This is a genomic window from Micromonospora sp. NPDC003241 (assembly GCF_053589795.1).
In genome coordinates this window covers 1-25,354 of the sequence record NZ_JBSFSO010000041.1, presented here as the reverse complement: position 1 = coordinate 25,354, position 25,354 = coordinate 1, and the positions used below count along the sequence as shown (strand labels likewise).

At 72.0% G+C, this 25,354-nt stretch carries 23 protein-coding genes and 2 pseudogenes; 8 read left to right on the top strand and 17 right to left on the bottom strand.

The window, feature by feature from the left end; genetic code table 11:
• The first annotated feature begins 85 nt into the window (after positions 1 to 85).
• Positions 86 to 847, top strand: coding sequence for an SDR family NAD(P)-dependent oxidoreductase (locus ACWDVW_RS25715; protein WP_449953583.1), 762 nt, complete (start codon positions 86 to 88; stop codon positions 845 to 847).
• Between the two features lie 190 nt (positions 848 to 1,037).
• Here ACWDVW_RS25715 and ACWDVW_RS25710 read toward each other — a convergent pair whose 3' ends face one another.
• The 3 genes from ACWDVW_RS25710 to hrcA all read right to left on the bottom strand — a co-directional run bounded on the left by ACWDVW_RS25710 (position 1,038) and on the right by hrcA (position 4,015).
• Positions 1,038 to 1,772, bottom strand: coding sequence for a 16S rRNA (uracil(1498)-N(3))-methyltransferase (locus ACWDVW_RS25710; protein ID WP_396751111.1), 735 nt, complete (start codon positions 1,770 to 1,772; stop codon positions 1,038 to 1,040).
• A gap of 1 nt (position 1,773) precedes the next feature.
• Complete coding sequence (dnaJ, locus tag ACWDVW_RS25705) at positions 1,774 to 2,919, bottom strand: molecular chaperone DnaJ (RefSeq protein ID WP_449953579.1); 1,146 nt, start codon at positions 2,917 to 2,919, stop codon at positions 1,774 to 1,776.
• Positions 2,920 to 2,992: 73 nt separating this feature from the next.
• Positions 2,993 to 4,015, bottom strand: a complete 1,023-nt coding sequence (gene hrcA / locus ACWDVW_RS25700) for a heat-inducible transcriptional repressor HrcA (RefSeq protein ID WP_131053813.1) — start codon at positions 4,013 to 4,015, stop codon at positions 2,993 to 2,995.
• Positions 4,016 to 4,224: 209 nt separating this feature from the next.
• Here hrcA and ACWDVW_RS25695 point away from each other — a divergent pair, with 209 nt between their 5' ends.
• Positions 4,225 to 4,875 (top strand): DUF4870 domain-containing protein, encoded by a 651-nt coding sequence (locus tag ACWDVW_RS25695; RefSeq protein WP_449953576.1) that lies wholly within the window; start codon positions 4,225 to 4,227, stop codon positions 4,873 to 4,875.
• A gap of 15 nt (positions 4,876 to 4,890) precedes the next feature.
• On the opposite strand, the gene hemW is transcribed toward ACWDVW_RS25695, so the two are convergent.
• Positions 4,891 to 6,114 carry a radical SAM family heme chaperone HemW gene (gene hemW / locus ACWDVW_RS25690; protein WP_449953573.1) on the bottom strand — a complete coding sequence of 408 codons (1,224 nt, stop codon included), beginning with the start codon at positions 6,112 to 6,114 and terminating at the stop codon, positions 4,891 to 4,893.
• Positions 6,115 to 6,134: 20 nt separating this feature from the next.
• Between hemW and ACWDVW_RS25685 the strand changes: the two genes are divergently transcribed.
• The 3 genes from ACWDVW_RS25685 (at position 6,135) to ACWDVW_RS25675 (ending at position 9,017) form a co-directional block, all read left to right on the top strand.
• A complete protein-coding gene (locus ACWDVW_RS25685; protein ID WP_449953571.1) occupies positions 6,135 to 6,923 on the top strand; it encodes an enoyl-CoA hydratase-related protein in 789 nt (262 codons plus the stop codon).
• 111 nt (positions 6,924 to 7,034) lie between these two features.
• Positions 7,035 to 7,892, top strand: coding sequence for a hypothetical protein (locus tag ACWDVW_RS25680; RefSeq protein WP_449953568.1), 858 nt, complete (start codon positions 7,035 to 7,037; stop codon positions 7,890 to 7,892).
• A 219-nt stretch (positions 7,893 to 8,111) separates the two neighbouring features.
• Positions 8,112 to 9,017, top strand: a complete 906-nt coding sequence (locus ACWDVW_RS25675; RefSeq protein WP_449953565.1) for a phytanoyl-CoA dioxygenase family protein — start codon at positions 8,112 to 8,114, stop codon at positions 9,015 to 9,017.
• Between the two features lie 129 nt (positions 9,018 to 9,146).
• On the opposite strand, the gene ACWDVW_RS25670 is transcribed toward ACWDVW_RS25675, so the two are convergent.
• The 8 genes from ACWDVW_RS25670 to ACWDVW_RS25635 all read right to left on the bottom strand — a co-directional run bounded on the left by ACWDVW_RS25670 (position 9,147) and on the right by ACWDVW_RS25635 (position 16,806).
• Complete coding sequence (locus tag ACWDVW_RS25670) at positions 9,147 to 9,791, bottom strand: MOSC domain-containing protein (protein ID WP_449953564.1); 645 nt, start codon at positions 9,789 to 9,791, stop codon at positions 9,147 to 9,149.
• Positions 9,792 to 9,812: 21 nt separating this feature from the next.
• The gene (locus ACWDVW_RS25665) at positions 9,813 to 10,634 is read right to left on the bottom strand and encodes a carbohydrate ABC transporter permease (RefSeq protein ID WP_449953647.1); all 822 of its coding nucleotides are present in this window, start codon (positions 10,632 to 10,634) and stop codon (positions 9,813 to 9,815) included.
• A 107-nt stretch (positions 10,635 to 10,741) separates the two neighbouring features.
• A complete protein-coding gene (locus ACWDVW_RS25660; protein ID WP_449953561.1) occupies positions 10,742 to 11,728 on the bottom strand; it encodes a carbohydrate ABC transporter permease in 987 nt (328 codons plus the stop codon).
• Positions 11,725 to 13,011, bottom strand: a complete 1,287-nt coding sequence (locus ACWDVW_RS25655; protein WP_449953558.1) for a sugar ABC transporter substrate-binding protein — start codon at positions 13,009 to 13,011, stop codon at positions 11,725 to 11,727. The genes ACWDVW_RS25660 and ACWDVW_RS25655 overlap by 4 nt, the downstream gene beginning before the upstream one ends.
• Before the next feature lie 193 nt (positions 13,012 to 13,204).
• Entirely contained in the window at positions 13,205 to 13,489 is a 285-nt protein-coding gene (locus ACWDVW_RS25650; RefSeq protein ID WP_396698784.1) for a GlsB/YeaQ/YmgE family stress response membrane protein, read from the bottom strand.
• Positions 13,490 to 13,809: 320 nt separating this feature from the next.
• Positions 13,810 to 14,100, bottom strand: coding sequence for a GlsB/YeaQ/YmgE family stress response membrane protein (locus ACWDVW_RS25645; protein ID WP_449953554.1), 291 nt, complete (start codon positions 14,098 to 14,100; stop codon positions 13,810 to 13,812).
• A 192-nt stretch (positions 14,101 to 14,292) separates the two neighbouring features.
• Positions 14,293 to 16,170, bottom strand: a complete 1,878-nt coding sequence (gene lepA, locus ACWDVW_RS25640) for a translation elongation factor 4 (RefSeq protein WP_449953551.1) — start codon at positions 16,168 to 16,170, stop codon at positions 14,293 to 14,295.
• A gap of 102 nt (positions 16,171 to 16,272) precedes the next feature.
• Positions 16,273 to 16,806 (bottom strand): DUF4240 domain-containing protein, encoded by a 534-nt coding sequence (locus ACWDVW_RS25635; RefSeq protein WP_449953548.1) that lies wholly within the window; start codon positions 16,804 to 16,806, stop codon positions 16,273 to 16,275.
• 89 nt (positions 16,807 to 16,895) lie between these two features.
• Between ACWDVW_RS25635 and ACWDVW_RS25630 the strand changes: the two genes are divergently transcribed.
• Both ACWDVW_RS25630 and rpsT read left to right on the top strand, forming a co-directional pair.
• A complete protein-coding gene (locus ACWDVW_RS25630; RefSeq protein WP_449953545.1) occupies positions 16,896 to 17,891 on the top strand; it encodes a phosphotransferase family protein in 996 nt (331 codons plus the stop codon).
• A gap of 149 nt (positions 17,892 to 18,040) precedes the next feature.
• Positions 18,041 to 18,307, top strand: coding sequence for a 30S ribosomal protein S20 (gene rpsT / locus ACWDVW_RS25625; protein WP_117229515.1), 267 nt, complete (start codon positions 18,041 to 18,043; stop codon positions 18,305 to 18,307).
• A gap of 390 nt (positions 18,308 to 18,697) precedes the next feature.
• Here the strand turns inward: rpsT and ACWDVW_RS25620 are convergent.
• From ACWDVW_RS25620 to ACWDVW_RS25600, 5 genes and pseudogenes are all read right to left on the bottom strand, one after another.
• Positions 18,698 to 19,132 (bottom strand): annotated as a pseudogene (locus ACWDVW_RS25620) (hypothetical protein); the annotation flags it as partial.
• Positions 19,129 to 20,112 carry a DNA polymerase III subunit delta gene (holA, locus tag ACWDVW_RS25615; RefSeq protein WP_449953543.1) on the bottom strand — a complete coding sequence of 328 codons (984 nt, stop codon included), beginning with the start codon at positions 20,110 to 20,112 and terminating at the stop codon, positions 19,129 to 19,131. The gene holA and the pseudogene ACWDVW_RS25620, both read right to left, overlap by 4 nt.
• 120 nt (positions 20,113 to 20,232) lie before the next feature.
• The gene (locus tag ACWDVW_RS25610) at positions 20,233 to 22,608 is read right to left on the bottom strand and encodes a ComEC/Rec2 family competence protein (RefSeq protein ID WP_449953540.1); all 2,376 of its coding nucleotides are present in this window, start codon (positions 22,606 to 22,608) and stop codon (positions 20,233 to 20,235) included.
• Positions 22,605 to 23,663, bottom strand: a complete 1,059-nt coding sequence (locus tag ACWDVW_RS25605; protein ID WP_449953538.1) for a helix-hairpin-helix domain-containing protein — start codon at positions 23,661 to 23,663, stop codon at positions 22,605 to 22,607. The genes ACWDVW_RS25610 and ACWDVW_RS25605 overlap by 4 nt, the downstream gene beginning before the upstream one ends.
• Positions 23,664 to 24,098: 435 nt before the next feature.
• Positions 24,099 to 24,866: an SDR family NAD(P)-dependent oxidoreductase gene (locus ACWDVW_RS25600; protein WP_449953535.1), complete on the bottom strand. Its 768-nt coding sequence runs from the start codon at positions 24,864 to 24,866 to the stop codon at positions 24,099 to 24,101.
• A gap of 282 nt (positions 24,867 to 25,148) precedes the next feature.
• Between ACWDVW_RS25600 and ACWDVW_RS25595 the strand changes: the two are divergent.
• Positions 25,149 to 25,354: pseudogene (locus ACWDVW_RS25595) on the top strand (IS982 family transposase); the annotation flags it as partial.

Here is a 25,354-nt window from a genome sequence, read left to right as displayed (position 1 = left end):
GTGTAAGGAAGGGTCCCCTGCTAACGCCTCGTGTATAGGAAGGGTCCCTTCCTCACATCCGGGCGGGTGCGGCAGGATGGCGCGCATGGCAGGGCGGGCGGTACTGGTCACGGGTGGTTCACGCGGCATCGGGCGGGCGGTGGTCACGGCGTTCGCCGCCTCCGGCGACCGGGTGGCGATCCACCACCGCGACTCGGCGGAGCTGGCCGAGGCGTTGCGGGCCGAGCTTCCCGGCGACGGCCATCTGGTGGTCCGCGCCGACCTGGCCGACCCCGACGCGGTACGGGCGATGGTGGACGAGGCGGCGGAACGGCTGGGCGGGCTCGACGTACTCGTCAACAACGCCGGGGTGTTCGGCCCGGCCGATCCCCCGCATCCGGTCTTCCAGAGCAGCTATGAGCAGTGGCAGCGACGGTGGCGCGAGATCCTCGACACCAACCTGCTCGGCGCCGCCAACGCCGCCTGGTGCGCGGCCCAGCACATGCGCTCGGGCGGCGGGCGCATCGTCAACGTCTCGTCGCGCGGCGCGTTCCGGGGCGAGCCCGCCAACCCGGCGTACGGCGCCAGCAAGGCCGGGCTCAACGCGATGGCCCAGTCGCTCGCGGTGGCCCTGGCGCCGTACGGCATCGCGGTCGCCACGGTCGCGCCCGGTTTCGTGGCGACCGACATGACCAACGAGCACCTGAAGTCGCCGCGCGGCGACGCGGTCCGGGCACAGAGCCCGTTCGACCGGGTGGCCCGCCCCGAGGAGATCGCGGCGGCGGTGCACTGGTTGGCCAGCCCCGAGGCGGAGTGGGCCTCCGGCACCATCGTGGACCTCAACGGCGCCTCCTACCTGCGCACCTAGAGATCCCCGGCCGGAGAGCGCCGCGTCCGACCACAAACCGTTGCGTCCGGTGAAGCAGCGCAAAGGGGCCGAGGCGCACACCCCGGCCCGGCCACAACGCATCGACCACAGCGCATCGAGCACGAGGTACCGGCCACAACGCATCGACCACGAGGTACCGGCCGCGCCGCGCGGGCGTGGCCGGTCGCGGTCACCAGCGCAGCAGGCGGGTGGCGAGTACGGCCAGGGCGGCCACCCCGGCCGTGGAGGTACGCAGCACCGACGGGCCGAGTCGGACCGGCTGCGCGCCGGCCTCCTGGAAGGAGGTCAGCTCGGCCGGGCCGATGCCGCCTTCCGGGCCGACCACCAGCACGATCTCGCCCCGGTCGGGCAGCTCGACGGTGGTCAGCCGGTCGCTCGCCTCCTCGTGCAACACGTAGCCGGCGGCGGCACCGGCGATCCGGCGGGCCACCGACGCGCTTGACTCGTCCGGGGCGCCGGCCACCACCGGCAGCCACGCCCGGCGGGCCTGCTTGGCCGCCTCCCGGGCGGTCGCCACCCACTTGCCCCGGGCGCGTACGCCTCGTTCGCCGCGCCACTGCACCACCGAGCGGGACGCCGCCCAGGGCACGATCTCGTCCACGCCCGTCTCGGTCATCGCCTGCACGGCCAACTCGCCCCGGTCACCCTTGGCGATGCCCTGCACCACCACCAGTCGCGGGTTCGCCGCGTCGACGTACCCGCGACCGGTGATGTCCAGGTCGAGCGTGCCTCGGCCGACGGCGGTGACCACGGCGTCGGCGGTGCCGCCCCGACCGTCGGCGAGCAGCAGTTCCTCGCCGACCCGGAGCCGCTGCACGGTGGCCGCGTGATGGCCCTCCGGCCCGTCGAGCACCGTCGAGTCGCCGGTGGGCAGCGACTCGACCAGGAAGAGCGGTGCGGACACCTCAGGCGTGACCGTTGAAGGCGTCGCGCATCCGGGAGAAGAAGCCGCCCTGCTTGCTGAGCTCGGCGACCTCCTCGCCCCGGGTCACGGCGAACTCCCGCAGCATCCGCTCCTGGTCGGCGTCGAGCTTGGTCGGGGTACGCACGTCGAGGTGGACGTAGAGGTCGCCCCGACCGGCACCGCGCAGGTGCGGTACGCCCCGGGCCCGTAGCCGCAGCGTGCTGCCCGGCTGGGTGCCCGGCTTCACGTCGACCGGCTCCTCGCTGTCCAGCGTCTTGATGGTCAGCCGGGTGCCGAGCGCGGCGGCGGTCATCGGCACGGTGACCCGGCAGTGCAGGTCGTCGCCCTTGCGGGAGAAGACGTCGTGCGGCCGCTCGTGGATCTCCACGTAGAGGTCACCGGCGGTGCCGCCGCCCGGACCGACCTCGCCCTGCTGCGCGAGGCGGATCCGCATCCCGTCCTCGACGCCGGCCGGGATCTTCACCGTCAGCGAGCGGCGGGTCCGGACCCGGCCGTCACCGGCGCAGGTGGGGCAGGGGTGCGGGACGGTGGTGCCGTAGCCCTGGCAGACCGTGCACGGCCGGGCGGAGACCACCTGGCCGAGGAAGGTGCGCTGCACCGACTGCACCTCGCCCCGGCCACCGCACGCCTCGCAGGTGGCCAGGTGGGTGCCGGCGGCCGTGCCGGCCCCGGTGCAGGTGGTGCAGAGCACCGCGGTGTCGACCGTGATCGGGGCCTCGACCCCGAAGGCGGTCTCCTGCAGGTCCAGTTCCAGCCGCAGGATCGCGTCGGCCCCGGGCCGGGTCCGCGGTCGCGGGCCACGCCCGGCGCCGGTGGCCCCGCCGAAGAAGGCGTCCATGATGTCCTGGAAGCCGACGAAGGGTCCGGCGCCACCGGGGCCGCCCGGTCCGCCGGCCCCGCCGCCGCCCGGTGCGAGCGGATCGCCACCGAGGTCGACGATCTGCCGTTTCCGGTCGTCGGACAACACCTCGTACGCGGCGTTGATGTCCTTGAACTTCTCCTGGGCCTCCGGGTCCGGATTCACGTCCGGGTGGAACTGGCGCGCCAGCTTGCGGTAGGCGCGCTTGATCTCGTCGTCGGAGGCCCCTCGGCTCACGCCGAGAATGCCGTAGTAGTCCCTGGCCACTGGGTTCCGTGTCCTCGTGTTCGTCTCGCGTTACGCCGGTCGGTGGCGGCAGCCTGCCGTCGGCCCTGACTGGTCAGTTCTGGGCCAGCAGCTCGCCCACGTAGCGTGCCACGGCCCTCACCGTGGCGATTGTTCCGGGGTAGTCCATCCGGGTCGGTCCCAGCACGCCCATCCCCCCGACGATGGTCGCGCCCGGGCCGTATCCGGTGCTGACCACGGACGCCGCCCGCAGGTTGTCGATCTGGTTCTCGTCGCCGATGCGGACCCGCAGCGTGCTCGGCTCGACCTCGCCGATGAGCTTGAGCAGCACCACCTCCTCCTCGAGCGCTTCGAGGATGGGGCGCAGCGACCCCTGGAAGTCGAGCAGGCCGCCCCGGGCCAGGTTGGCGGTGCCGGCCAGGGCGAGCCGCTCCTCGTGCCGTTCGACGAGGGTCTCCAGCAGGACGGTGGAGAGCGTGGTCATGGCCGCCCGCAGGTGCGGCGCACACTCGTCGATGAGTGTCTGCACCAGCGGTGGCGTGTCGGACAGGCGGGTGCCGACCAGCTTCTCGTTGACCAGTCGGCGCAGGTCCAGGACGTCGTCGGCGGGGACCGGCGCGGGCAGTTCGACAAGCCGCTGCTCGACCCGGCCGGTGTCGGCGATCATCACCAGCGTCAGCCGGGTGGTGGAGATCGGCACGAGTTCCAGGTGCCGGACGGTGGAGCGGGCCAGGCTCGGGTACTGCACGACGGCGACCTGGCGGGTCAGTTGCGCGAGCAGGCGTACGGTGCGGTGCACCACGTCGTCGAGGTCCACCGCGCCGACCAGGAACCGTTCGATCGCCCGGCGTTCGGCCGGGCTGAGCGGCTTGACCCGACTGAGCCGGTCGACGAAGAGGCGGTAGCCGCGATCGGTGGGCACCCGCCCGGCACTGGTGTGCGGCTGGCGGATGTAGCCCTCCTCCTCCAGCACGGCCATGTCGTTGCGCACGGTGGCCGGGGACACGCCGAGTTGGTGCCGTTCCACGAGCGCCTTGCTGCCGACCGGCTCCTGGGTGGCGACGTAGTCCTCGACGATCGCCCGGAGCACGGCGAGTTTCCGGTCGTCGAGACCCATCCTCCCCACCTCCTGTCGCAGGTCAGCCCGGAGCGCCCAGAGTGCCAGAGGAACACTCTGGCACTCGACTGTAGCGAGTGCCAGTCTACGTCGGGGTTCCCGTGCCCGCGATGATCAAGTCATCCCGGTCGTGGCGGAAACCGGCCGACGGGTTGACACGCCCCGGTGTCGCTAGTGCGTCCGTTGCCGCTGGCACCTACCGTGACCACATGACTGAACCACCTCGTCCTCCCGGGTCCGGCGACGACCCCACTTCTCCACTGTCGGGCTCCTCCGGCCAGCCCGGCTATCCCCCGCCCGGCGACTATCCGCCGCCCACCGGCGACCAGCCCCCGCCGCCCGGTGGCTACGGCCCGCCCGGTGGTTACGGCCCGCCCGGTGACTATCCGCCGCCCGGTGGCTACCCGCCGCCGGGTGGCTATCCCCCGCCGGGCGAGTACCCGCCGGGTGGCGCACCCGGTGTCGGGTACCCGACGGGTGGTTACGGTCCCCCCGGCGGCGGCTACGCCAACAACGAGGACAAGACCTGGACGCTGATCGCCCACTTCGGTGGCCCGCTCGGGGTGATCGTGGGTGGAGGTCTGCTGGGCTGGGTCGCGCCGCTGATCGCGATGATGACCCGGGGCCAGCAGAGCCCGGTGGTCCGGGCGCACTCGGTGGCCGCCGTGAACTTCCAGATCACCTGGGCGATCGCCGGGTTGCTCAGTTGGGTGCTCACCGCGATCACCTGCGGCCTGCTGTTCTTCGTGCCGTTCCTGGTCTGGATCGTGCCGGTGATCTTCGGCATCATCGCCGGGGTCAAGGCCAACGAGGGCGCCCTCTACCGCTACCCGATGACCTACGCCTTCGTGAAGCGCTGACCTCGGAGGCGCTCGTCAGGGCAGCAGGTCCCGCACCACGGCGTCGGCGAGCAGCCGGCCGCGCACCGTGAGGACGGCGCGGCCGGCCGCGTGGGCCGGCGCGGCGAGCAGTCCCTGCGCCACCGCCCGCGCGGCGGCCGCCCGACCGGCCTCGTCGAGGACGTCCAGCGGCAGCCCGGACGCGAGCCGCAGCCGGAGCATGACGTCCTCCATGTGTGCCTCGCCGTCGGTGAGCACCTCCCGGGCCTTCCCGGGAGACTCACCGGCGGCGAGCCGGCTCGCGTACTCGCGGGGATGCTTGACGTTCCACCAGCGCACGCCACCGACGTGGCTGTGCGCGCCCGGGCCGAGGCCCCACCAGTCGCCGCCGGTCCAGTACAGCAGGTTGTGCCGGCACCGGGCGGCCGGTGTCCGCGCCCAGTTGGACACCTCGTACCAGGAGAAACCGGCCGCGTCGAGAGCGGCCTCGGCGGCCAGGTAACGCTCCGCGGCGACGTCGTCGTCCGGGTACGGCAGCTCGCCGCGTCGCATCCGCGCGGCCAGTCGGGTGCCGTCCTCGACGATCAGGGCGTACGCGCTGACGTGGTCGACGCCCGCCGCCACCACATGGGCCAGCGACTCGGCGAAGTCCTCCGCCCGCTCCCCCGGCGTCCCATAGATCAGGTCCAGGTTGACGTGCGCGAACCCGGCGTCGCGCGCCTCCAGTGCGGCGGCCGGTGCGCGACCGGCCCGGTGCCGGCGGTCGAGCACGGCGAGCACCCCGGGCGTGGCCGACTGCATGCCGAGCGAGATCCGGGTGTAGCCGGCTGCCCGCAGTTCCTTGAGCGAGACCGGGTCGACCGACTCCGGGTTGGCCTCGGTGGTCACCTCGGCGTCGGCGGCCAGCCCCCAGGTGCGGTCGATCGCGTCGAGGATGCGGGCCAGGTCGTCGGCGGGCAGCAGGGTGGGGGTGCCGCCGCCGACGAAGACGGTCTCCACCCGGCCCGGCGGCGTCTCGCCCAGCACCCGCGCGGCGAGTGCCAGTTCGGCGAGCACCGTGTCGGCGTACCCCTCCCGGCTCACGCCGCCGCCCAACTCCTCGGCGGTGTACGTGTTGAAGTCGCAGTAGCCGCAGCGGCTGGCGCAGAACGGCACGTGCACGTACACGCCGAAGCCCTGGTGCCCGACGCGGGCGCGGGCGGAGGCGGGCAGCGACCCGTCGGCGGGTACGGGTTCGCCTGCTGGAAGGAGGCCGGGCATGGCCACTAGTGTGCCCTCACATGACCTCTCCCGACGCGTTCGTGCGGGTCGCCACGGCCCGTGGGGTGACCACCCTCACCCTGGACAGCCCGCACAACCGCAACGCGCTCTCCACCCCGTTGATGACCGAACTGCTGGCCGGGCTGGCTGCCGCGGTCGACGACGACGCGGTCCGGGTGATCGTGCTGGACCACACCGGCCCGGTCTTCTGTTCCGGGGCGGACCTGAAGGAGACGGCGGCGGCGTACGCCAGCGGCACGGTGCCCGCCGGGATGCTCGGTGACGTGCTCGCGGCGGTCCGGGAGTGCCCGAAGCCGGTGCTGGCCCGGGTGGCCGGTCCGGCACGGGCCGGCGGCCTGGGCCTGATCGCCGCGGCCGACCTGGCGGTCTGCGCGGCGGAGGCCACCTTCGCCTTCACCGAGGTCCGGATCGGGGTGATCCCGGCGGTGATCTCGGCGACGGTGCTGCCCCGGCTGCTCCCTCGGGCCGCCGCCGAGCTGTACCTGACCGGCGACACCTTCGACGGCCGACGGGCCGCCGAGATCGGCCTGGTCACCACGGCGGTGCCCGGCGACGAGCTGGACGCCACGGTCGGGCGCTACCTCGAATCGCTGGTGCGTGGCGCCCCGACGGCGCTGGCCGGCGCGAAGGACCTGCTGCGCCGCCCGGCCGGCGCCGACCTGCGCACCGAACTGGCGGAGCTGTCCGCGCTGTCCACCGGCTACTTCCTGTCCGGCGACGGCATCGAGGGGGTCACCGCGTTCCGGGAGAAGCGCCCACCCCGATGGGTCGCCGAACTCGACAGGTGAGGAACCGCTGCCCCGGGGAACCTCATCGGGCACCGACGACGGGGGAAACCGGTCGGAGCGCTCGTACCGGTCGACGCGGGACGTACGCTTGGCGGACCTTGATACCGGGAGGTGTGGGTGCGGACTCGGGCAGTCGTGACGGGTTTCGTGGTCCTCGTGCTGATCGCCGTGATCGGGATCGTCCTCGGTCTACGGCAGGTCGGTGAGCAGTTGCGGCTGCCGTTCGCCGGTCGGGCGTGCACGGTGCAGGCCGACGGTGAGGTGACGCTGGACTCGCAGCAGATGGCCAACGCGGCGACGATCGCGGCGATCGGCGCCCAGCGCAAGATGCCGGAGCGGGCGGTGGTGGTGGCGCTGGCCACCGCGTACCAGGAGTCCGGGCTGCGCAACCTGGCCGGCGGCGACCGTGACTCGGTGGGGCTGTTCCAGCAGCGGCCGAGCCAGGGCTGGGGCACACCGGAGCAGATCAGCGACCCCCGGTACGCGTCCCGGAAGTTCTACGCGGCGCTGAAGAAGGTGCGCGGCTGGGAGGACATGCGGGTCACCGACGCCGCCCAGAAGGTGCAGCGCTCCGCCTTCCCGGAGGCGTACGAGAAGTGGGCCGACGAGTCGGAGGTGCTGACCCGGGCGCTGCTCGGCGACGCCACCACGGCGGTCACCTGCACGGTGGGGGGCGATCCGGTGCTGCGCGGCGCGGCGGCGATCGCGAAGCTGGCCGAGGGGCTGACGCTCGACTGGGGGCTCAGCGACTTCGTGGAGAGCCCCGTCGGGCTGACCACGTCCGCCGACGGTGAGCGCGCCGGCTGGCGGTACGCGCACTGGATGGTCTCGCACGCCAAGGAGCACGGGGTGAAGCGGGTCACCTTCGACGGCCGGGAGTGGACCGCCAAGCGCGGCACCTGGAAGCGGCTGCCGGAGCAGGACCGCAGCGACTCGCACGTCTTCGCCGAGGTCCACGCCGACGTCTGAAAGACCTCGATCTCCTTACCCGCAGTCACCGCGAAAACCGGCTATTCGCCCCTATCCCCCGTCGGGCGCGATCGATCGTGACTCTCCGCAGTTGATCCGCCGCCGTCGGTCGCGATGTCGACGGGAAGGCCCCGGGGCACTCCCCGGGGCGTGTCGACGAGAGTTACGATCGGCGGCCTGTGCCCGAAATTGGTTTCACCTCTTGGGGAGGGGTACGACGTGGCATTCGACTACGGCGACCGGACCGGCTACGAACCGATCAGCGACGTCGATCGCAAGGAGTTCCACGAGCAGGGCTTTCTCCTGCTGCGCAACGTCCTGACCGAGGACCACCGGGCCGCTCTCGAGGCCGCGGTCGACCGGGTGTACGAGGAGGAGAAGGCCAAGGGCAAGACCACCAAGGACGGCACCCTGCACCTGCTCGGCTTCCTCGAGCGCGACGAGCTCTTCGGTGAACTGCTCACCCACCCGATCGCCTTCCCGTACATGTGGGGTCTGGCCGGGTGGAACATCTACTCGCACCACAACCACCTCGACGTCACCCCGCCGGCGCTGGAGCCGGAGAAGCCGTACTGGGGGTGGCACCAGGACGGGTACCGGCAGAACTCCGACCCGGAGACGATGGACCCGAACCTGCCTCGGCCGATGTTCTCGTTGAAGGTCGCCTACGTGCTCTCCGACCTGTCGGAGAACGGTCGCGGCGCGACCAAGGTGATCCCGGGCAGCCACCTGTGGAACTCGCTGCCCCGTCCGGCGGACACCACGGTGCACAACCCGGACCCGGAGGGCACCGTCGAGATCACCGCCAACCCGGGTGACGCGTTCATCTTCGACCGCCGCCAGTGGCACTCGCGGTCGACGAACCTGTCGGCGATCACCCGCAAGATGCTCTTCGTGGGCTACACCTACCGGTGGATCCGCCCGCTGGACGAGCTGCACATCGACCAGAACGGCGAGTGGTGGAACAACCGCACGCCGGTGCAGCGCCAGCTCTGCGGTGAGGGCACCCACACCGCGAACTACTGGGGCATCAACTGGGACGGCTACATCGACGACGAGATCCCGCTGCGCAAGGAGCTCAAGGAGCGCGGCCAGCTCAACCGCAACATCCCCTGGCTCCGCTGACCTGATGTAAGGAGGGGTCCCCTGCTAACGCCTGGTGCATAGCAGGGGACCCTTCCTAACATCCAGCCGCGCCGCAGCACGTCCGGCGCGCATCCCAGCGCGTTCGGCGCGCAGCGCGTTCGGCGGCGGTCAGCCGGTGGGCGTACGCAGGCGTCGGTGCACCTTGGCGCGGGTCGACTCGGGCAGGTCGTCGGCGTCCAGCAGCCGGGGCAGCAGCGCGGGCTCCAGGCTCAGCGCCCGGAACACCTCACCGATGGTCACCCCGTGCGCCGGCCGGTGCACCACCTCGACCGGGTCGCCGGCACCCACCGTCCCGGCCCGCAGCACCCGCAGGTACGCCCCGGGCGCCGCGCGCACCGTGAACCGCTTGATCAGATCCGGTACGCCCCAGAACCCGGCGAACGTCCGGCAGGGCGTACGCGGCTTGGTCACCTGCAACAGCGCGGACCCGATCGCCCACCGCTCCCCGATCACCGCGTCGGTCACGTCGACCCCGAGCGTGCTCAGGTTCTCGCCGAAGCGCCCCGGCGGCACGTCCCGCCCCAACTCCGCCGCCCACCACTGCGCGTCCTCCGTGGCGTACGCGTACACCGCCTGGTCGGGACCGCCGTGGTGGGCCCGTTCGCCGATGAAGTCACCGACCACCTCCTCGGCGCGTACGGTCACCCGCTCGGCGGCCGGCCGCTTGTCGATGCCGCTGCGTCCGCTGGCGTCACCGGCCCAGGCCGCCTCGGTGACCACCGCGAGGTTCACCGAGATCAGTTTCCCCGTCATACCGGCCAGCCTACGACCGGCTCATCCCTTGACCGCGCCGGCCACCAGGCCGGAGACCATCCGCCGTTGCACCAACAGAAAAAAGATGATCACCGGCAGGGTGAACAGCGTCGAGGCGGCCATCACCGGCCCCCAGGCGGTCTCGTCGCGCCCGAAGAAGAAGGTCATCGCCACCGGCAAGGTGTAGCGGTCCTGCCGGTTGATGAAGGTCAACGCGAAGATCAGCTCGTTCCACGCGACGATGAAGGAGAAGATGCTGGTCGCGACCAGGCCCGGCGCCACCAGCGGGAACAGGATCCGGCGGAAGATCTGCGCCCGGTTGGCGCCGTCGATCGCCGCGGCCTCCTCCAGTTCCTTGGGTACGGCGGCGACGAACCCGCGCAGCATCCAGATCGCGAAGGGCAGCGAGAAGCCCAGGTAGGTGAGGATCAGGCTGGGCAGGGTGTTGTAGAGGCCGAGCCGCTGGATCATCAGGAACAGCGGGATGACCAGCGCCTCCAGCGGGATCATCTGCACCACCAGCAGCATGATCAGGAAGCTGGTCCGGAGGGTGAAGCGGAACCGGGCCACGGCGGTGGCGGCGAGCAGGGCCACCAGGCCGCTCAGCAGCACCGTGGTCACCGCGACCAGGAGGCTGTTCAGGAAGAAGTCGGTGTAGCTGACCCCGGGGATCAGGTTCCCGGTGAGGATCTGGCGATAGTGCGCCAGCGTTGGCTCGGACGGCAGCGGGCGCGGGGTGCTGGCGAAGATCTCACTGCTCGGCTTGAGCGAGGTGGTGACCATCCAGTAGACCGGGAAGGCGGCGAAGAGCGCCACCAGCAGGCCGGCGCCGTTGAGGGCGATCCGCCGGACGGTACGGCTGCGCCGCCCACCGCTCCCCCTCCGGCGCGCGGGGGTACGCGCCTCGGCGTCCTGCGGGGTACGCCCGGCGGCGGGTGCCGTGTCGGCCGTCACGCCTCCTCCTCCTGCTTGAGCACCATCCGCACGTACACCCCGGTGACGACCAGCAGGATCAGCGTGAGGATCACCGCGACCGCCGCGCCGAGGCCGTACTTGGGCGGGGGTGAGAACGCCTCGGCGTACGAGTAGACGGAGAGCATGAAGGTCGGTCGGTCCTGGGTGCCCCCGGCGAGCACGTAGTACTGGGTGAAGACCTTGAAGTCCCAGATCGTGGAGAGCACCACCAGGATGCCGAAGACCGGCCGCAGCAACGGCACGGTGATCTGCCAGAACACCCGCCACGGCCCGGCACCGTCGACCCGGGCCGCCTCGTGCAGCTCGCTCGGCACGCTCTTGAGCCCGGCCAGCACGCTGACCGCGACGAACGGGAAGGAGTGCCAGACCACCACCAACGTGAGGATCGCGAAGAACAGCAGCGGGGAGTTGAACCAGCCGTACCCGGTCCAGTCGGTGCGGCCGAAGAGAGCCTGCGAGAGCCCGTCCGGCAGCGCGTTGAAGGCCCAGGTGACCAGCCCGCTGGTGTCGTTGAAGATCCATTTCCAGACGATGGTGCCGGTCAGCGCGGGGGTGGCCCAGGCGAGCATCACGCAACTCGCCACGAACGCCGCCATTCGTCGGCCCAACCGGTTGAGCAACAGCCCGACCAGGGTGCCGAGGACCATCGTCAGCGCCACGTTGGCCGCGGCGAACAGCACCGTGTTGCGCAGCACGGTCCAGAAGAACGGATCGCCCAGGATCTGGGCGTAGTTGCCCAGCCCGACCCAGGGCCAGTCCCGGTCGCCGCGCAGCTGGCGGACGTTGTCCAGCCGGTGGAAGGACATCACCACCACCTGGCCGAGCGGCCAGAGCAGCAGGACGCCGATGATCACCAGGCAGGGCAGCAACAGCAGGTACGGCAGGCGGTCCACTCGGCGGCGCCGCCGCACGGGGGTCTCCCGTGCGGCGGCGGCCTCCGGCGTCTCGGTCAGCGTGGTCACTTGGCGTTGAGGATGCTTTCCATCTCCGCGGCCGCTTCGGCGGTGGCCTGTGCGACCGTCTTCTGACCCTTCATGACCGAGCTGTTCATCGCCTGGGTCACCGTCTTGGTCCGGCTGACCTCGACCCACCTGGGGGTGAGCGGCGTGAGCTTGGTGTTCTGCATCGTGGTCGCGAACGCCGCCATGATCTTGTCATTCGCGTACCGGTCGCCGCCCACCAGGTCGGAGTAGACCGGGAAGAAGCCGAGGCTGTCCGCGAACTCCTGGGCGTTCTTCTTGTTCAGCAGGACGGTGAGGTAGTCCCAGGCGAGGTCCTGACGCTGACTGTCCTGCCAGACGGCCAGGTCGGAGCCACCGGCGAAGGCGGGTGCGGGCCGGCCGTCCGGGCTCGGGATGGGGAAGGTGCCCCAGACCTTCTCGATCTCCGGGTTGTCCTTGGCGATCGCGCCCTGCTGCCAGCTCCCGGCGAAGGCCATCGCCGCCTTGCCGGTGGCGAACTGGGTCCGCGCGTCGATCTCGTTCCACCCGGCGGCGGCCGGCGGGGCGACCTTGTGCACGGTCACCAGGTCGGTCCAGAACTTCACCGCCTGCTGCGCCTGCGGCGAGGTCAGGCCGGAGGTCCAGGTGTCGCCCTGCTGGGTGGCGATCTCACCGCCGGCGCCCCACAGGAACGAATAGAACGGCAGCTCGGAGTTGCCGGGCAGGGCGATGCCGTACGTGCCGGGCTTGACGGCCTGCACCGCCTTGGCCGCCGCCACCAGCTCGTCCCAGGTCTTCGGCGGTTGCACGCCGGCCTCGGCGAACCAGTCGGTGCGGTAGTAGATGCCCCGGACTCCGGCGTACCACGGCACGCCGTACTGCCGTCCGTCGAGCTGGGCGTTGCGCACCAGGTCGGGCAGGATGTCCTTGCCCTCGGCCCAGCCGTTCATCCGGTCGGTCACGTCGGCGAGGGCCTCCTGCGCCGCCCAGCCCTGCGTCTCGGTGTTGCCCAGCTCGGTGATGTCGGGGCCTTCGCCACCGGCGAGCGCGGCCTGGAACTTCTTGGGCGCCTCCAGCCAGGGGACGTACTGCACGACCACGTCGGTGTCCGGGTGCGTGGTGCGGAACTCGGTCTCCACGGCGTCGAGGAACGCGGTCTGCGCCTCGCTGCCCTCGCCCATCATCCAGACCGTCAGTCTGCTGGTGTCTGCCGCGTCGTCACCGGAGCCACCGCATCCGGCCAGCACCATCGCGGTCGTGGCCACCACGGCGGTGACCGGGACCAGCCGTTTCCACCTGTTCACGCGACTTCCCTCCCGCCTGGCATTAACCTTCTCCGTCGCACCCTAATACGAAGGATTCCTTTACGACAGTGGGCGGGCCCGACGGTATCGCAGGACGCAGCGGCGAGGAGGGGGTACGCGACTGGCAAACCGGGGCGTACGACAACGAAAGGCGCCCGACCTCGACGGTCGGGCGCCTTTCGAGACTCAGCTGTTACCGGGTGACACCCCGGCGGCTGCGGCCCACCCCGGAGACCAGCGCCACCGCGACGGCCGCCAGCAGCACCTGGAGCATGAGCTCCCGCCAGTCGATGCCGGCGGTCTCGGCGAAGCCCGAAGCGCGAGCGATGACCGTGCCGAGCAGCGCGGCGCCGACACCGATCACCATGTGCAGCCAGATCGGCATCGGCTGCCGGCCCGGCACCACCAGGCGTCCCAGCGCGCCGATGATCAGACCGACGATCAGCGCGGTGATGATGCCCCAGACGGTGAGCTCCATGGTCGTTCTCCTTTACAAAAGACTTCCCACGGTTTTCGTGGTTTTTCTGTCGTCGACAGAGCTATTTCCCGACCCCATCGAACCCCAAACCGAGTTTCTGCGCCCAGACGGCACGAGATCACCCAGAAGTGCGGTTCACGCAGCTCGGCAAGGGCGATCCGCCGGACGCCGCCGGCGCCCGGCTGGCAAGGAGGGGTCCCCTGCTAACGCCTCGTGCATAGGAAGGGACCCTTCCTAACCTCCGACGGTCGGGGTGGTGGGCAGACGCCAGCGGGCGCCCGGCCAGACGGCCGGGCGCCCGCGAAGGCGTATGGGGGTGTCTACCGGTGGGTCACACCACGGCGACGGCTGCCCACGCCCGCGACCAGCGCCACGGCGATCGCAGCCAACGCGACCTGCACCAGCAGCTCGGCCCAGTCGATGCCGGCGGTCACCGTGGCGATACCCACGGCCCGGGCGAGGACGGTACCCAGCAGCGCGGCGCCGACACCGATGACCATGTGCAGCCAGATCGGCATGTCCTGCCGGCCCGGGACCACGAGGCGGCCCAGCGCGCCGATGATCAGACCCACGAACAGTGCGGTGATGATGCCCCAGACGGTGAGCTCCATGGTGGCCCTCCTCAGCAGAAGATGTCATTCGGCGGGGTTTTCTGTCGGGCGAGTCAGTTCCCTCGACGCCGAATTCCCAAACCGATCGGAGCACCACCGGATGCATCCCGGCCATGTCGCCGGTCGATGCCGCCACCATTCGCGCACGTCGCGGCCGGGTGCCGGACCCACCGGCCCGGCACCGGGCGGCGACTACTTCTTGCCCGCCTGCTTGCCGTCGCCGGAGTCGGAGGAGAGCGCCGCGATGAAGGCCTCCTGGGGGACCTCGACCCGGCCCACCATCTTCATCCGCTTCTTGCCCTCCTTCTGCTTCTCCAGCAGCTTGCGCTTACGGCTGATGTCACCGCCGTAGCACTTGGCGAGCACGTCCTTGCGGATCGCCCGGATGGTCTCCCGGGCGATCACCCGGCTGCCGATGGCGGCCTGGATCGGCACCTCGAACTGCTGGCGCGGGATCAGGTTGCGCAGCTTCGCGGCGATCGTGGTCCCGTACGCGTACGCCTTGTCCTTGTGCACGATCGCGCTGAACGCGTCCACCGGCTCGCCGTGCAGCAGGATGTCGACCTTCACCAGGTCGGACGCCTGCTCGTCGGTGGGCTCGTAGTCCAACGAGGCGTAACCCTTGGTACGGCTCTTGAGCTGGTCGAAGAAGTCGAAGATGATCTCGGCCAGCGGCAGCGTGTAGCGCAGCTCCACCCGGTCGGCGGAGAGGTACTCCATGCCGAGCAGGTTGCCCCGGCGACCCTGGCAGAGCTCCATCACCGCACCGACGTAGTCGTTCGGGGTCAGCACGCTGGCCCGCACCGTCGGCTCGTACACCTCGGCGATCTTGCCGGTCGGGTACTCGCTCGGGTTGGTGACGACGATCTCCTCGCCGTCCTCCTGGATGGCCCGGTAGACCACGTTCGGTGCGGTCGAGATCAGGTCCAGGTTGAACTCCCGCTCCAACCGCTCCCCGATGATCTCCAGGTGCAGTAGGCCGAGGAAGCCGCAGCGGAACCCGAAGCCCAGCGCGCCGGAGGTCTCCGGCTCGTAGGTGAGCGCGGCGTCGTTGAGCTTGAGCTTGTCCAGCGCGTCGCGCAGCGCCGGGTAGTCCGACCCGTCGATCGGGTACAGGCCGGAGTAGACCATCGGCTTCGGATCCTTGTACCCGCCGAGCGCCTCGGCCGCCGGCCGACCGTTGATGGTGACCGTGTCACCGACCCGGGACTGCCGGACGTCCTTCACACCGGTGATCAGGTAGCCGACCTCGCCGACACCGAGCGCCTCGGACTTCACCATCTCCGGCGAGATGACGCCGATCTCCAGCAGCTCGTGGACCGCACCGGTGGACATCATCTTGATCCGGTCCCGGGCGCTGATCCGCCCGTCCACCACCCGGACGTAGGTGACCACGCCCCGGTACACGTCGTACACCGAGTCGAAGATCATCGCGCGGGCCGGGGCGTCGGCGTCGCCGACCGGCGGGACGAACTGCCGGACGATCTCGTCGAGCAGGTGCGGCACGCCGACACCGGTCTTGCCGGAGACCTTGATGCAGTCCGCCGGGTCGCCACCGATGAGGTGGGCCAACTCCTCGGCGTACTTCTCCGGCTGCGCGGCGGGCAGGTCGATCTTGTTGAGCACCGGGATGATGTGCAGGTCGTTCTCGAGCGCCAGATACAGGTTGGCCAGCGTCTGCGCCTCGATACCCTGCGCGGCGTCGACCAGCAGGACGGCGCCCTCGCAGGCGGCCAGCGAGCGGGACACCTCGTAGGTGAAGTCCACGTGACCCGGGGTGTCGATCATGTTGAGCACGGCCTGCTCGCCGGTCCGCTCGCCCTCGCGGATCGTCCACGGCATGCGCACGGCCTGGCTCTTGATGGTGATGCCGCGTTCGCGCTCGATGTCCATCCGGTCGAGGTACTGCGCGCGCATCTGCCGTGGGTCGACCACACCGGTGAGCTGCAACATCCGGTCGGCCAGGGTCGACTTCCCGTGGTCGATGTGGGCGATGATGCAGAAGTTCCTGATCCGCGCCGGGTCGGTGGCACCAGGAGCGTTCGCGCCGGGATCGAGCGTCGGTGGCACAGCGGTCCGTTCTGGTCGGCTGACGTGAGCGGGCCGGCACCGCCGGCCCCCTCTATGCTCCCACGTCCCCGGCGGACGACCGCCGCGCGGGCGAACCCGGACTCACTCCGGCGGCGGCTCGACGAAGAGGGCGGCCAGCCGGGGCAGCCGCCGCCGGGCCTCGTCGGAGTCGTCGAAGTCCCAGAAGTCGTTCAGGTCCGGCGTCCGCGCCGCCTCACGCACCACCGGCATATCGGACGCGGTCGCCTTGCGGTACGCGTCCCACGGCACAGCGAGCATGTCCTCGCACTTGAACTCCTCGCCGCTGAGCGCGGCCGCCCGGACCTCCGGCAACTCGGCCAGCGAGTCCGGGTCGGCGACCGCGCGGGCGAAGACCTCCCGGCCCCGCGTCATCAGCCAACCCCGGAAGTACTCGAAGCCGTCGTCCGAGGCGCCGTAGTTCATCATGTACGCGGCGCCCCACAGGTCGACCCGGTAGGAGGCGGCGAGCACCCGCCGCTGGTGCTCTGCGTACCCGACGATCTCCTCCGGGTCGCGGGCGGCGAGCAGCGCGACGGCGCGGGCGGCGATGGCGTCCGGCTCTCCGCCACCGGCGCGGGCCCGGTCGATCAGCTGCCAGAAGTCCTCGGTCCTCATGACCCGGCAGTCTGGCAGACAGGTGGGACAGCGGCGGGACCCGACGAGTCCGGCGCGCGGCGCACGGCGGCGACGCCGTACCGGGCAGCATGGTCGGGGTGAGCAACCCGGCCCCGCCGCCCGTGGCGTACCACGCGACCGCCCAACGCCCGCCGTGGCACACGCTGCCGGAGGCGGTCCGCGCCGCGCTGTCGGACCGGCTCGGCGCCCCGGTCGTCGCCGCCGAGACCGCCGGTGCCGGGTTCACCCGGGGTTTCGCCGCGGTGCTGCGCACCGGCGACGGCGGCACCGCCTTCGTCAAGGCCGCGTCCCGCGCCGAGCAGCCGCACCTGGTCGACTGGTACGCCCGCGAGGCGGCCATCCTCGCCCGCCTGCCCGCCGGTCTCCCCGCCCCGCGCCTGCGCTGGACGCTGTTCGAGGCCGACTGGTACGCGCTCTGCCTGGAACCGATCCACGGCCGCCTCCCCCGGTTGCCCTGGGACCCGGCCGAACTGGCCGACACCCTCGCCGGGTACGCGGACCTCGCCGCCGCGCTCATCGACCCGCCGCCTGGCCTGGTCGCCCTCGGGCTGCCCCGGCTCGCCGACCTCGCCCGCGACGACATCCTCTGGTGGGGCGAGGTCGCCGCCGGTCGCGAACCGGTGCCGCCGCTGCCCGAACCGCTGCGCGGCCGGGTCGCCGACCTGGCCGCGCTGGAGTCCCGGCTCCCCGGGTACGCCGCCGCCACGACCGGGCTGACCCACGGTGACCTGCGGGCGGACAACGTCCTGATCGACGTGGCGGGCGCCGCCTGGTTCTGCGACTGGACCTGGCTCTGCCACGGCCCGGCCTGGTTCGACCTGGTCAACCTGCTGATCACCGGGTACGCCTCGGGCCTCGACGCCGACGCCCTCTTCGCCGCCCACCCGACCGTCGCCGACGCACCCGACGACGCGCTCGACGTGACCCTGGCCGCCCTGGCCGGCTACCACCTCACCGCCGCCGCGTCGGCGCCCCCGACCGCGTCGACCCACCTACCGACACACCAGCGGTGGACCGGCGAACAGGCGCTCGGGTGGCTGGCCCGTCGGCGGGGTTGGTCCTGACCACGCCCGGTGGCGCGGCACCTGCCCACGAGGGCTGTTTTGGCCCGTGCCGACCGACCTGGTAGCCTGGCTTTTCGCGCAGCGATGACGCATGCTCGTCGTCGCGCGCACAAGCTGACCAACCCGAGCTATCAAGACGAGGCTGTCGCGTGGCGAACATCAAGTCCCAGATCAAGCGCAACCGGCAGAACGAGAAGCGCCGGCTGCGTAACAAGTCGGTCAAGTCGTCGCTGAAGACCGCCATCCGCAAGTTCCACGAGGCCGCTGAGGCCGGTGACGTCGAGAAGGCCACCACCCTCATGCAGGACGCCTCGCGCAAGCTGGACAAGGCTGCCAGCAAGGGCGTGATCCACGCCAACCAGGCCGCCAACCGCAAGTCGGCGATCGCCAAGCGCGTCACGTCGCTCGCTGCCTGAGTACAGCGACCTCAGACTGACGGAAAGCCCCGGGGCAGTGCCCCGGGGCTTCCGCGCGTCTCCGCCCGGCTCGGGCGTAACCGATCTTGTCAGCCCGGCCCGGTGCACAGCCTCAGCCGCCCTCGCCCGCCTTCTGCGTCGGCCAGGTCTTCGGGGTCGTCGGGCGGTGCTGGATCAGGAACCGGGTTCGCAGGTACGGCGGCGACGTCCGGGCGCCTTGGACGTTTCCGGCGCCGGTGGGCGCGGTGACGCGGCGTCCGAACCGACCTTCGATGAGCCGGCCTTCGCCGATCCGGCGTTCGCCGATCCGGCGTTCGCCGATCCGATCGAGCCGCTACCGGCCGACGTCGTGCCCGTGGCCTCCGGGCGGGCCGGCCGCAGAGTGGGTGCGGGCGGGGCGGGCGGACGCGTCGGTGACGACGGGTCCACGGCGGGCAGCGGCTCCGACCGGACCACGACGCCGGGCACGGTGTGCGGCAGCCAGTCGACCCGGGCCCGCCCGACCACGGGTTCCATCTGCTTGCGGAACCGGTCGCGTTCCTGCTCGGGCACGGCTGCCGCGGAGCGGACCACCACGGCCGCCACCAGGTCGTTGAGCTTGACCATGACGGCCACCGCCGCCGGCAGCACCAGCACCGCCCACCACTTCACCAGCTCGGCGAGCACGAGCAGGGCGGCCAACGCGATCGCGCCCTCGAAGAAGAGGAAGCAGAGCACTCCACCCGGGTTGACGACACGCAGCCCGAGCACCCGGGCATAGAGCGGTCGATACCGCTCCTCGTCGGCCGGGATCGTGGCCCAGGAGCCACGGAGGGCTCCGCTCATCTGGCGCCGCCCTGCTGCCGCGCGGCGGCCACCGAGAAGACCGCCTTCTCCAGCGCGTACGCCCGGTCGTCGGAGCCACCCTTCACCGCCGCGTTGCACTCGGCCGCCGCCCGCATGGCCTCGACCAGTGCGTCCGGCGTCCAGCCCCGCGCCTGTCGCTGGGCCCGCTCGACCTTCCACGGCGGCATGCCCAGGCTGCTGGCGAGCTGGTACGGGCTGCCCCGACCGGCCGACGCGACCCGGGCCACGGTGCGGATCCCGTCGGCGAGGGCGTCGGCGATCGGCACCGGGTCCACCCCGACGTGCAGCGCCCAGCGCAACGCCTCCAGGGCGGCGGGCAGGTCACCGACCATGGTGGCGTCGGCGACGGTGAAGCCACTCACCTCGACCCGACCCCGGTAGTAGCGGGAGACCGTGTCGGCGCCGATCCGGCCGTCGGTGTCGGCGATGAGCTGCGAGCAGGCTGCCGCGAGTTCCCGCAGGTCGTTCCCGACTGCCGCGATCAGCGCCTCGGCCGCGTCGTCGGTGCAGCGCCCCCCGGCCCGGCGGAACTCGTCCCGCACGAAGGCCACCCGATCGCGGTGTCCCTTGAGCTTGGTGGCCGGCAGCACCTGCGCACCGGCCGCCTTCAACCCGTCGGCGAACGCCTTGCCCTTGGCCGCGCCGAGATGCTGGACGACGAGCTGCACCTCGGGGTCGGGATTCTTCGCGTACGCCAGCAGGGCGGCGGTCAGGTCCTTGCGGGCGTCCTGACCGGACCGCAGCACCAGCACCCGACGTCCGCCGAACAGCGAAGGGCTCAGCATCTCGTCGATCTCGCCCACGGTGAGCTGCCCCGCCTGGTACTCACGCACGTCCGCACCCGGGTCGGCGGCGCGGGCGGCGGCGACGGTTTCGGCCACCGCACGCGTGGCGAGCAGCTCCTCGTCGCCGAGGACGAGCACAATGGGAGCGGCATTGGCGGCGGTCACGCCGCCCATACTCGCACGCTCTGCGGCGAGGTCCAGTCTGCTCGTCGGTACTGTGCTGGCAGACCCCGCACTCAGCGCAAATCCAGACATATATCCAATTAGCCTTCTTTCTCCATAAGTCGGATTCGCTCATCGGTTTGCCCTGGTCAGGTCCACTCCCCCCGACACGACGGCCAGCCCGGACGGCCCGACCACCACGGCCACGTCCCCGTCGAGGTCGGTCCGCAGCACCCACGCCCCGCCCCGGCTCAACCGGGCCAGGACGGCCTCGTTGGGATGTCCGTAGGTGTTGCCCGCGCCCACCGGCACCAACGCGACCGCCGGTGCGATCGCGTCCAGAAAGGCCGGATCCTGGTACGCACTGCCGTGGTGGGCGACCTTCAACACGTCGGCCCGCAGCCCGTCCGGCGGCAGGTGATCCCGCAACGCCTGCTGCTCCTCGGTCTCCGCGTCCCCGGCGAGCAGGATCCGCACCCCGGCCACGGTGGCCCGCAGCACCAGGGAGTTGTTGTTCGGATCGGACCTGGTCCCCCGCATCGGATAGGGCGGACCGAGGACCACCAGGTCGACCGCGCCCGCCGCATACCGCCACCCGGCCGGGGCGGCCACCACAGGCGTGCCCTCTGCGGCGGCCGTGTCGTGCACCAGATCCCGCCCGATCGCCGGCTCCGGCCAGCGGGGTATGACCACCGTGTCCACCCGACGGTCCCGGAAGACCCCGGCCACTCCCCCGGTGTGGTCCACGTGGAAGTGACTCACCACCAGGAGCGGCACCCGCCGTACGCCGAGCCGTCGCAGACAGGCGTCCGCCGCCGCCGGATCGGGACCGGCGTCGACCACGACGGCGCGCCCCGGCGCCACCGGCAGCAGCACGACGTCACCCTGACCGACCGCGCAGGCGACCACCACCCACCCCTTCGGCGGCCAGCCGGGTGCCGCCACCCGCACCGGCAGGGTGCCGACCACGACGGCGGCGGTGAGCACCGCCACCAGACGACGCACCACCGGCCACCGCGCCGCCACCAGCAGGGCCACGGTCAGCGCCGCCAGCAACAGCGCTCCGGACACCCCACCCGGCCAGGGCAGGTTGCCGGCCGGGACGCGGGCCCCGTGCCGGGCCACCAGCACCAGCCACCACGCCGGCCAGTGCGCCAGCCAGGCGACGGCCTGGGCACCGGCGGGCCAGACCGGCGAGATCGTCGCCGCCAGCACCCCGAGCACCGTGGCCGGGGCGATCGCTGGCACGACCAGCAGGTTCGCCGGGACCGCGACCAGACTGACCGTGCCCGACAGACCGGCGATCACCGGGGAGCAGGCCAACTGCGCGGCGGCCGGCACCGCCAGCGCCTCGGCCGCCCCCGCCGGTACGCCCCGTCGGCGCAACCCGTCGCGCCACCGTGGCGCGAGCAGCAGCAGACCACTGGTGGCCAGGACCGACAGCGCGAACCCGGCGTCCCCGGCCAGGTCCGGGTCGACGAGCACCAGCACCGCGATCCCGGCCGCCAGGGCCGGCACCGCCGCCCGGGGCCGGCCGGTGGCCAGCGCGGCGAGTCCGATCGCGCCCATGGTCGCCGCCCGCACCACGCTCGGCGAGGGCCGGACCAGGATGACGAAGCCCACCAGGGCGAGCCCGCAGAGCACGACGGCCAGCGTCGGCCCGGCCCGGGCCCAGCGGGCCGCCAACAGCACCGCCCCCACCACGATCGCGACGTTGGAACCGGAGACCGCGTTGAGATGTGTCATGCCGGTGGCCCGGAAGTCCTCCTCCACCGTGTCGGGCAGTTCGCTGGTGTCGCCGACGACCAGACCGGGCAACAGGCCGCCCGGGTCGTCGGGCAGCGGCGCGCAGGCGCGTTGCAGACCGGCCCGCAGCAGCCCGGCGGCCCGTTGCAGCACCGACGCCGACCCGAGCCGGACGGGTTCCCCCTCGGCCAGCAGCACCGCGCCGGTCAGGTCTCCGCCGCGCGGCTCGGTCAGGCGGCCCTCGGCGGTGATGCGCTGCCCCGGCAGCAACCCGCGCCAGGCGGGGTCGTCGGCGAGCACCAGCACCCGGGCCGGCACGGTGACCCGTTGCCCCGCCGGCCCGGTGACGGTCACCAGCCGGGCCGGCACCAGCAGCGTCGGCGGGCGGCCGACGATGCCGCCGCGTAGCGCCCGGGGATCGTCCCGGACGACCAGCTCCGCGGTGACGTGCCCGCCGTCCTCGACCAGGGCGCGCAACGGGCCGGCGTCCCGCACCGCCAGTCGGGCCGAGGTCGCCGCGCCGCCGCAGACGATCCCGATCAACACCGCCACCGCGATCCAGCCGTAGCGACGGGCGAGGGCACCCTGCCGCCCGACGAACCCGAGCAGGTGCACCGCGACCAGCACGGCCACGGCCGCCGCCACCACGGCCACCAGCAGTGTCCGCGCAGCGGTGAGGTGCAGGCCGGCCAGGGCGGTGAGCCAGGCCGCCACGGCCAGTCCGGCCAGCCGCAGATCGGGGACCTTCGCGTCGGCCGTCACACCGTCACCAGGTCCTTCAGCTCCTCGTACCGGGCGTCGCCGATGCCGTTGACCTGGCGCAGGTCGCTGACGGCACGGAAGCCGCCGCGCTGGTCGCGGTGCTCGATGATCCGCTGCGCGAGCACCGGTCCCACGCCGGGCAGCGCGTCGAGTTGCGCGAGGGTGGCGGTGTTCAGGTTCACCCGTCCGCCGGGTCCGGCACCGGGCACGGCAGCACCGGGGGCCGGGGCGGCAGGCGTGGGCGCCGGTACGCCGACCACGATCAACTCGCCGTCGGTCACCTTGCGGGCCGGATTCAGCATCGCCACGTCCACCCCGGGCAACGCCCCACCGGCCGCCTCGACGGCGTCGGCCACCCGTGCCCCGGCCGGGAGCCGCACCAGACCCGGCCGACGCACCTTGCCCGCCACGGCGACGACCACCTCACCGGCGGGTACGGCCGACGGGTCACTCGTCGACTCGCCGTCGGCCGGGCCGGACGGGTCTTCGACGTCGGCGGCACCGCTGGGACCGGTGACGGTGACGACCGGTTCGACCTGCGGACGGGACCGCCACGCCCAGACGGCGGCGACGACCACGACCAGGACGGCGACGACGGCGAGCACCCGGACCCCGCGCCGCCCGGGGTCGAACGCCCCGGGACCCGGCAGCCGGGACGGCGCGGGCGTCGCGTCGACGTCCGCCTGATCCTCAGCACTGGACCGGCCGGTGCGCTCCGAAGCGGGGTACGGATCGGCGACCACGGTGGCGGTAGGTGTCGACGTGGTCGGCGGGCCGGTGGCGTGGGTCCCGGTGTTCGACGAGAACTCGGGGCCGGTGGTGGCGTGCACGGGCAGCGCAACGGTCGGCCACTCCATCGGGGTACGCCGCAGCGACGACGACGCCGGTGGGAGGTTGTGCGTTTCCGGGCCGGTGACACGCGAGGGCGTCGGGCCGGTGTCTGCCACTGCCGGGACAGTCCGGCCGGCAGGCATGTGTGCGTCGCCCGCTCCCGTGCCGGGCATCAGCCGCCATAGGCGGTCCCGGACCACCGTCTCCTCGTCGTCATTGGGCACGGCGTGAGGCTAGGACGGCGAGCCCGACGCGTGCCGCCGTCGATCGCCCCGGCTGTGGATAACCCGGCGCCTGTGGACAACGCCCTGATCACGCATCGTTCGTGCTATGGCCGGACCCGCCGAACCGAGGCTGCTTCCGCACGGTCCTGCCACCCACCTCGATCGGCCGATTGATCCACCACACGAACCGGCCGTGCAGCCCGGCGATGCCGTCCCCTCATCGGGCGCACGAAGAGCCCTCCAGCCGCACCGGAGGGCTCTTCGGCGTTGGCCACGCTCGATCCTGGATCGAGTGGTCATCGTCGCGCTCGGACACCACTCAATCCCGGATCGAGCGTGATCTTGCGACCGGAAGGACGTGCACGGTTCATCGTTGGAGAGCGACCGGCAACAGGGCGGGGCTGGCGAGGCAGGCGCTGCCGCGACCGGCCCGGGTCAGCGGGATTCCGGATCGAGACCGAGGGCCGCGCGTCCGCCGTCGACCGGCAGGGTGACGCCGGTGACGAAGCCGGCCGCCGGGGAGAGCAGGAACGCCACCACCTCGGCGACGTCCTGCGGGCGGCCGATCCGGCCCACCGGGTGCAGGCGGTGTAGGTCCGCCTCGACCCGTCCCGCCTGCTCCGGTGTCTGTGCTGCCAGGAACGCCTCGTGCCGTTCGGTGCTCACTGAGCCGAGGGCGACCGTGTTCGCCCGGATGCCATGCGGACCGTACTCGACCGCGAGCGCGCGGGTCAGCCCCTCGATGGCGGCTTTCGCGGTGGCGTACGGCAGGCAGCCGGGCACCGGGCGAGCGGCCTGGTGGGAGGAGACGTTCACGATCGCGCCGTCGGTGCCGGCGGCCAGGAATCGGCGTACCGCGGTGGCCGCGCCGACCACGGCAGGGCGCAGGTTGCGGGTGATCAGGTCGACCACCTCGCCGACCGGGGCGTCGTGCAGCGACGCGTCCCGGAACACCGCCGCGTTGTTCACCCAGCCGGTGAGCGGCCCGGCTCGTTCGGCCAGGTCGGCGGCGCGCCCGGCGACGCGCTCGTCGGCCGCGTCACCGACCACCGCCGTCAGCCGCCCGTTCGCCGCATGCTGCTCCACCCAGGACACCGCGTCGCCATCACGCTCGACGATCACGACCGCCTCACCCGCAGCGAGCAGCCGCTCCACGATCCCCCGCCCGACCCCGCGCCCACCGCCGGTCACCACACAGGACATCCGCCCCTCCTCCCACCCCCGCCCATCTTCCCGCACCCCCGCACCCACCCCGTGGATCATGGGGTTGCGGCACCGCCATAACAGGTCAAACACTCACGAGTCGTCGACCACTACTCCATGATCGGCGAGCCGAGCCGGGCGGCGGCGGGTCCAGCCGGGCGGCGGCGGGTCCAGCCGGGCGGCGGCGGGTCCAGCCAGACAGGGGAGGCGAGCAGCCCTAGACGAGTAAGTCCTAACGGCCCCGGGGTGTGGGCATAGGCGAAGGGTGTTGATGATCCGTTTGTGACGACAGACCTCAACACCCTTCTGACCGCACTGTACGTGAAGATCGACGATTGGCTCGGACGGCCTCGCAGGACTGGACGGCCGCCGAAGTTGTCCGACGCGGAGTTGCTCACTCTGGCGGTCGCGCAGGTGCTGCTCGGGGTGCGTTCCGAGGCCCGTTGGTTGCGGTTCGTGCCCGGGCATCTGCCCGGGGCGTTTCCGTA

Coding starts and splice junctions, on each gene's coding strand:
- ACWDVW_RS25715 (WP_449953583.1), top strand. CDS start 86: ATGGCAGGGCGGGCGGTACTGGTCACGGGTGGTTCACGCGGCATCGGG.
- hrcA (WP_131053813.1), bottom strand. CDS start 4,015: ATGGGTCTCGACGACCGGAAACTCGCCGTGCTCCGGGCGATCGTCGAG.
- ACWDVW_RS25695 (WP_449953576.1), top strand. CDS start 4,225: ATGACTGAACCACCTCGTCCTCCCGGGTCCGGCGACGACCCCACTTCT.
- hemW (WP_449953573.1), bottom strand. CDS start 6,114: ATGCCCGGCCTCCTTCCAGCAGGCGAACCCGTACCCGCCGACGGGTCG.
- ACWDVW_RS25685 (WP_449953571.1), top strand. CDS start 6,135: ATGACCTCTCCCGACGCGTTCGTGCGGGTCGCCACGGCCCGTGGGGTG.
- ACWDVW_RS25670 (WP_449953564.1), bottom strand. CDS start 9,791: ATGACGGGGAAACTGATCTCGGTGAACCTCGCGGTGGTCACCGAGGCG.
- ACWDVW_RS25650 (WP_396698784.1), bottom strand. CDS start 13,489: ATGGAGCTCACCGTCTGGGGCATCATCACCGCGCTGATCGTCGGTCTG.
- ACWDVW_RS25645 (WP_449953554.1), bottom strand. CDS start 14,100: ATGGAGCTCACCGTCTGGGGCATCATCACCGCACTGTTCGTGGGTCTG.
- ACWDVW_RS25635 (WP_449953548.1), bottom strand. CDS start 16,806: ATGAGGACCGAGGACTTCTGGCAGCTGATCGACCGGGCCCGCGCCGGT.
- ACWDVW_RS25630 (WP_449953545.1), top strand. CDS start 16,896: ATGGTCGGGGTGAGCAACCCGGCCCCGCCGCCCGTGGCGTACCACGCG.
- holA (WP_449953543.1), bottom strand. CDS start 20,112: ATGGGCGGCGTGACCGCCGCCAATGCCGCTCCCATTGTGCTCGTCCTC.
- ACWDVW_RS25600 (WP_449953535.1), bottom strand. CDS start 24,866: ATGTCCTGTGTGGTGACCGGCGGTGGGCGCGGGGTCGGGCGGGGGATC.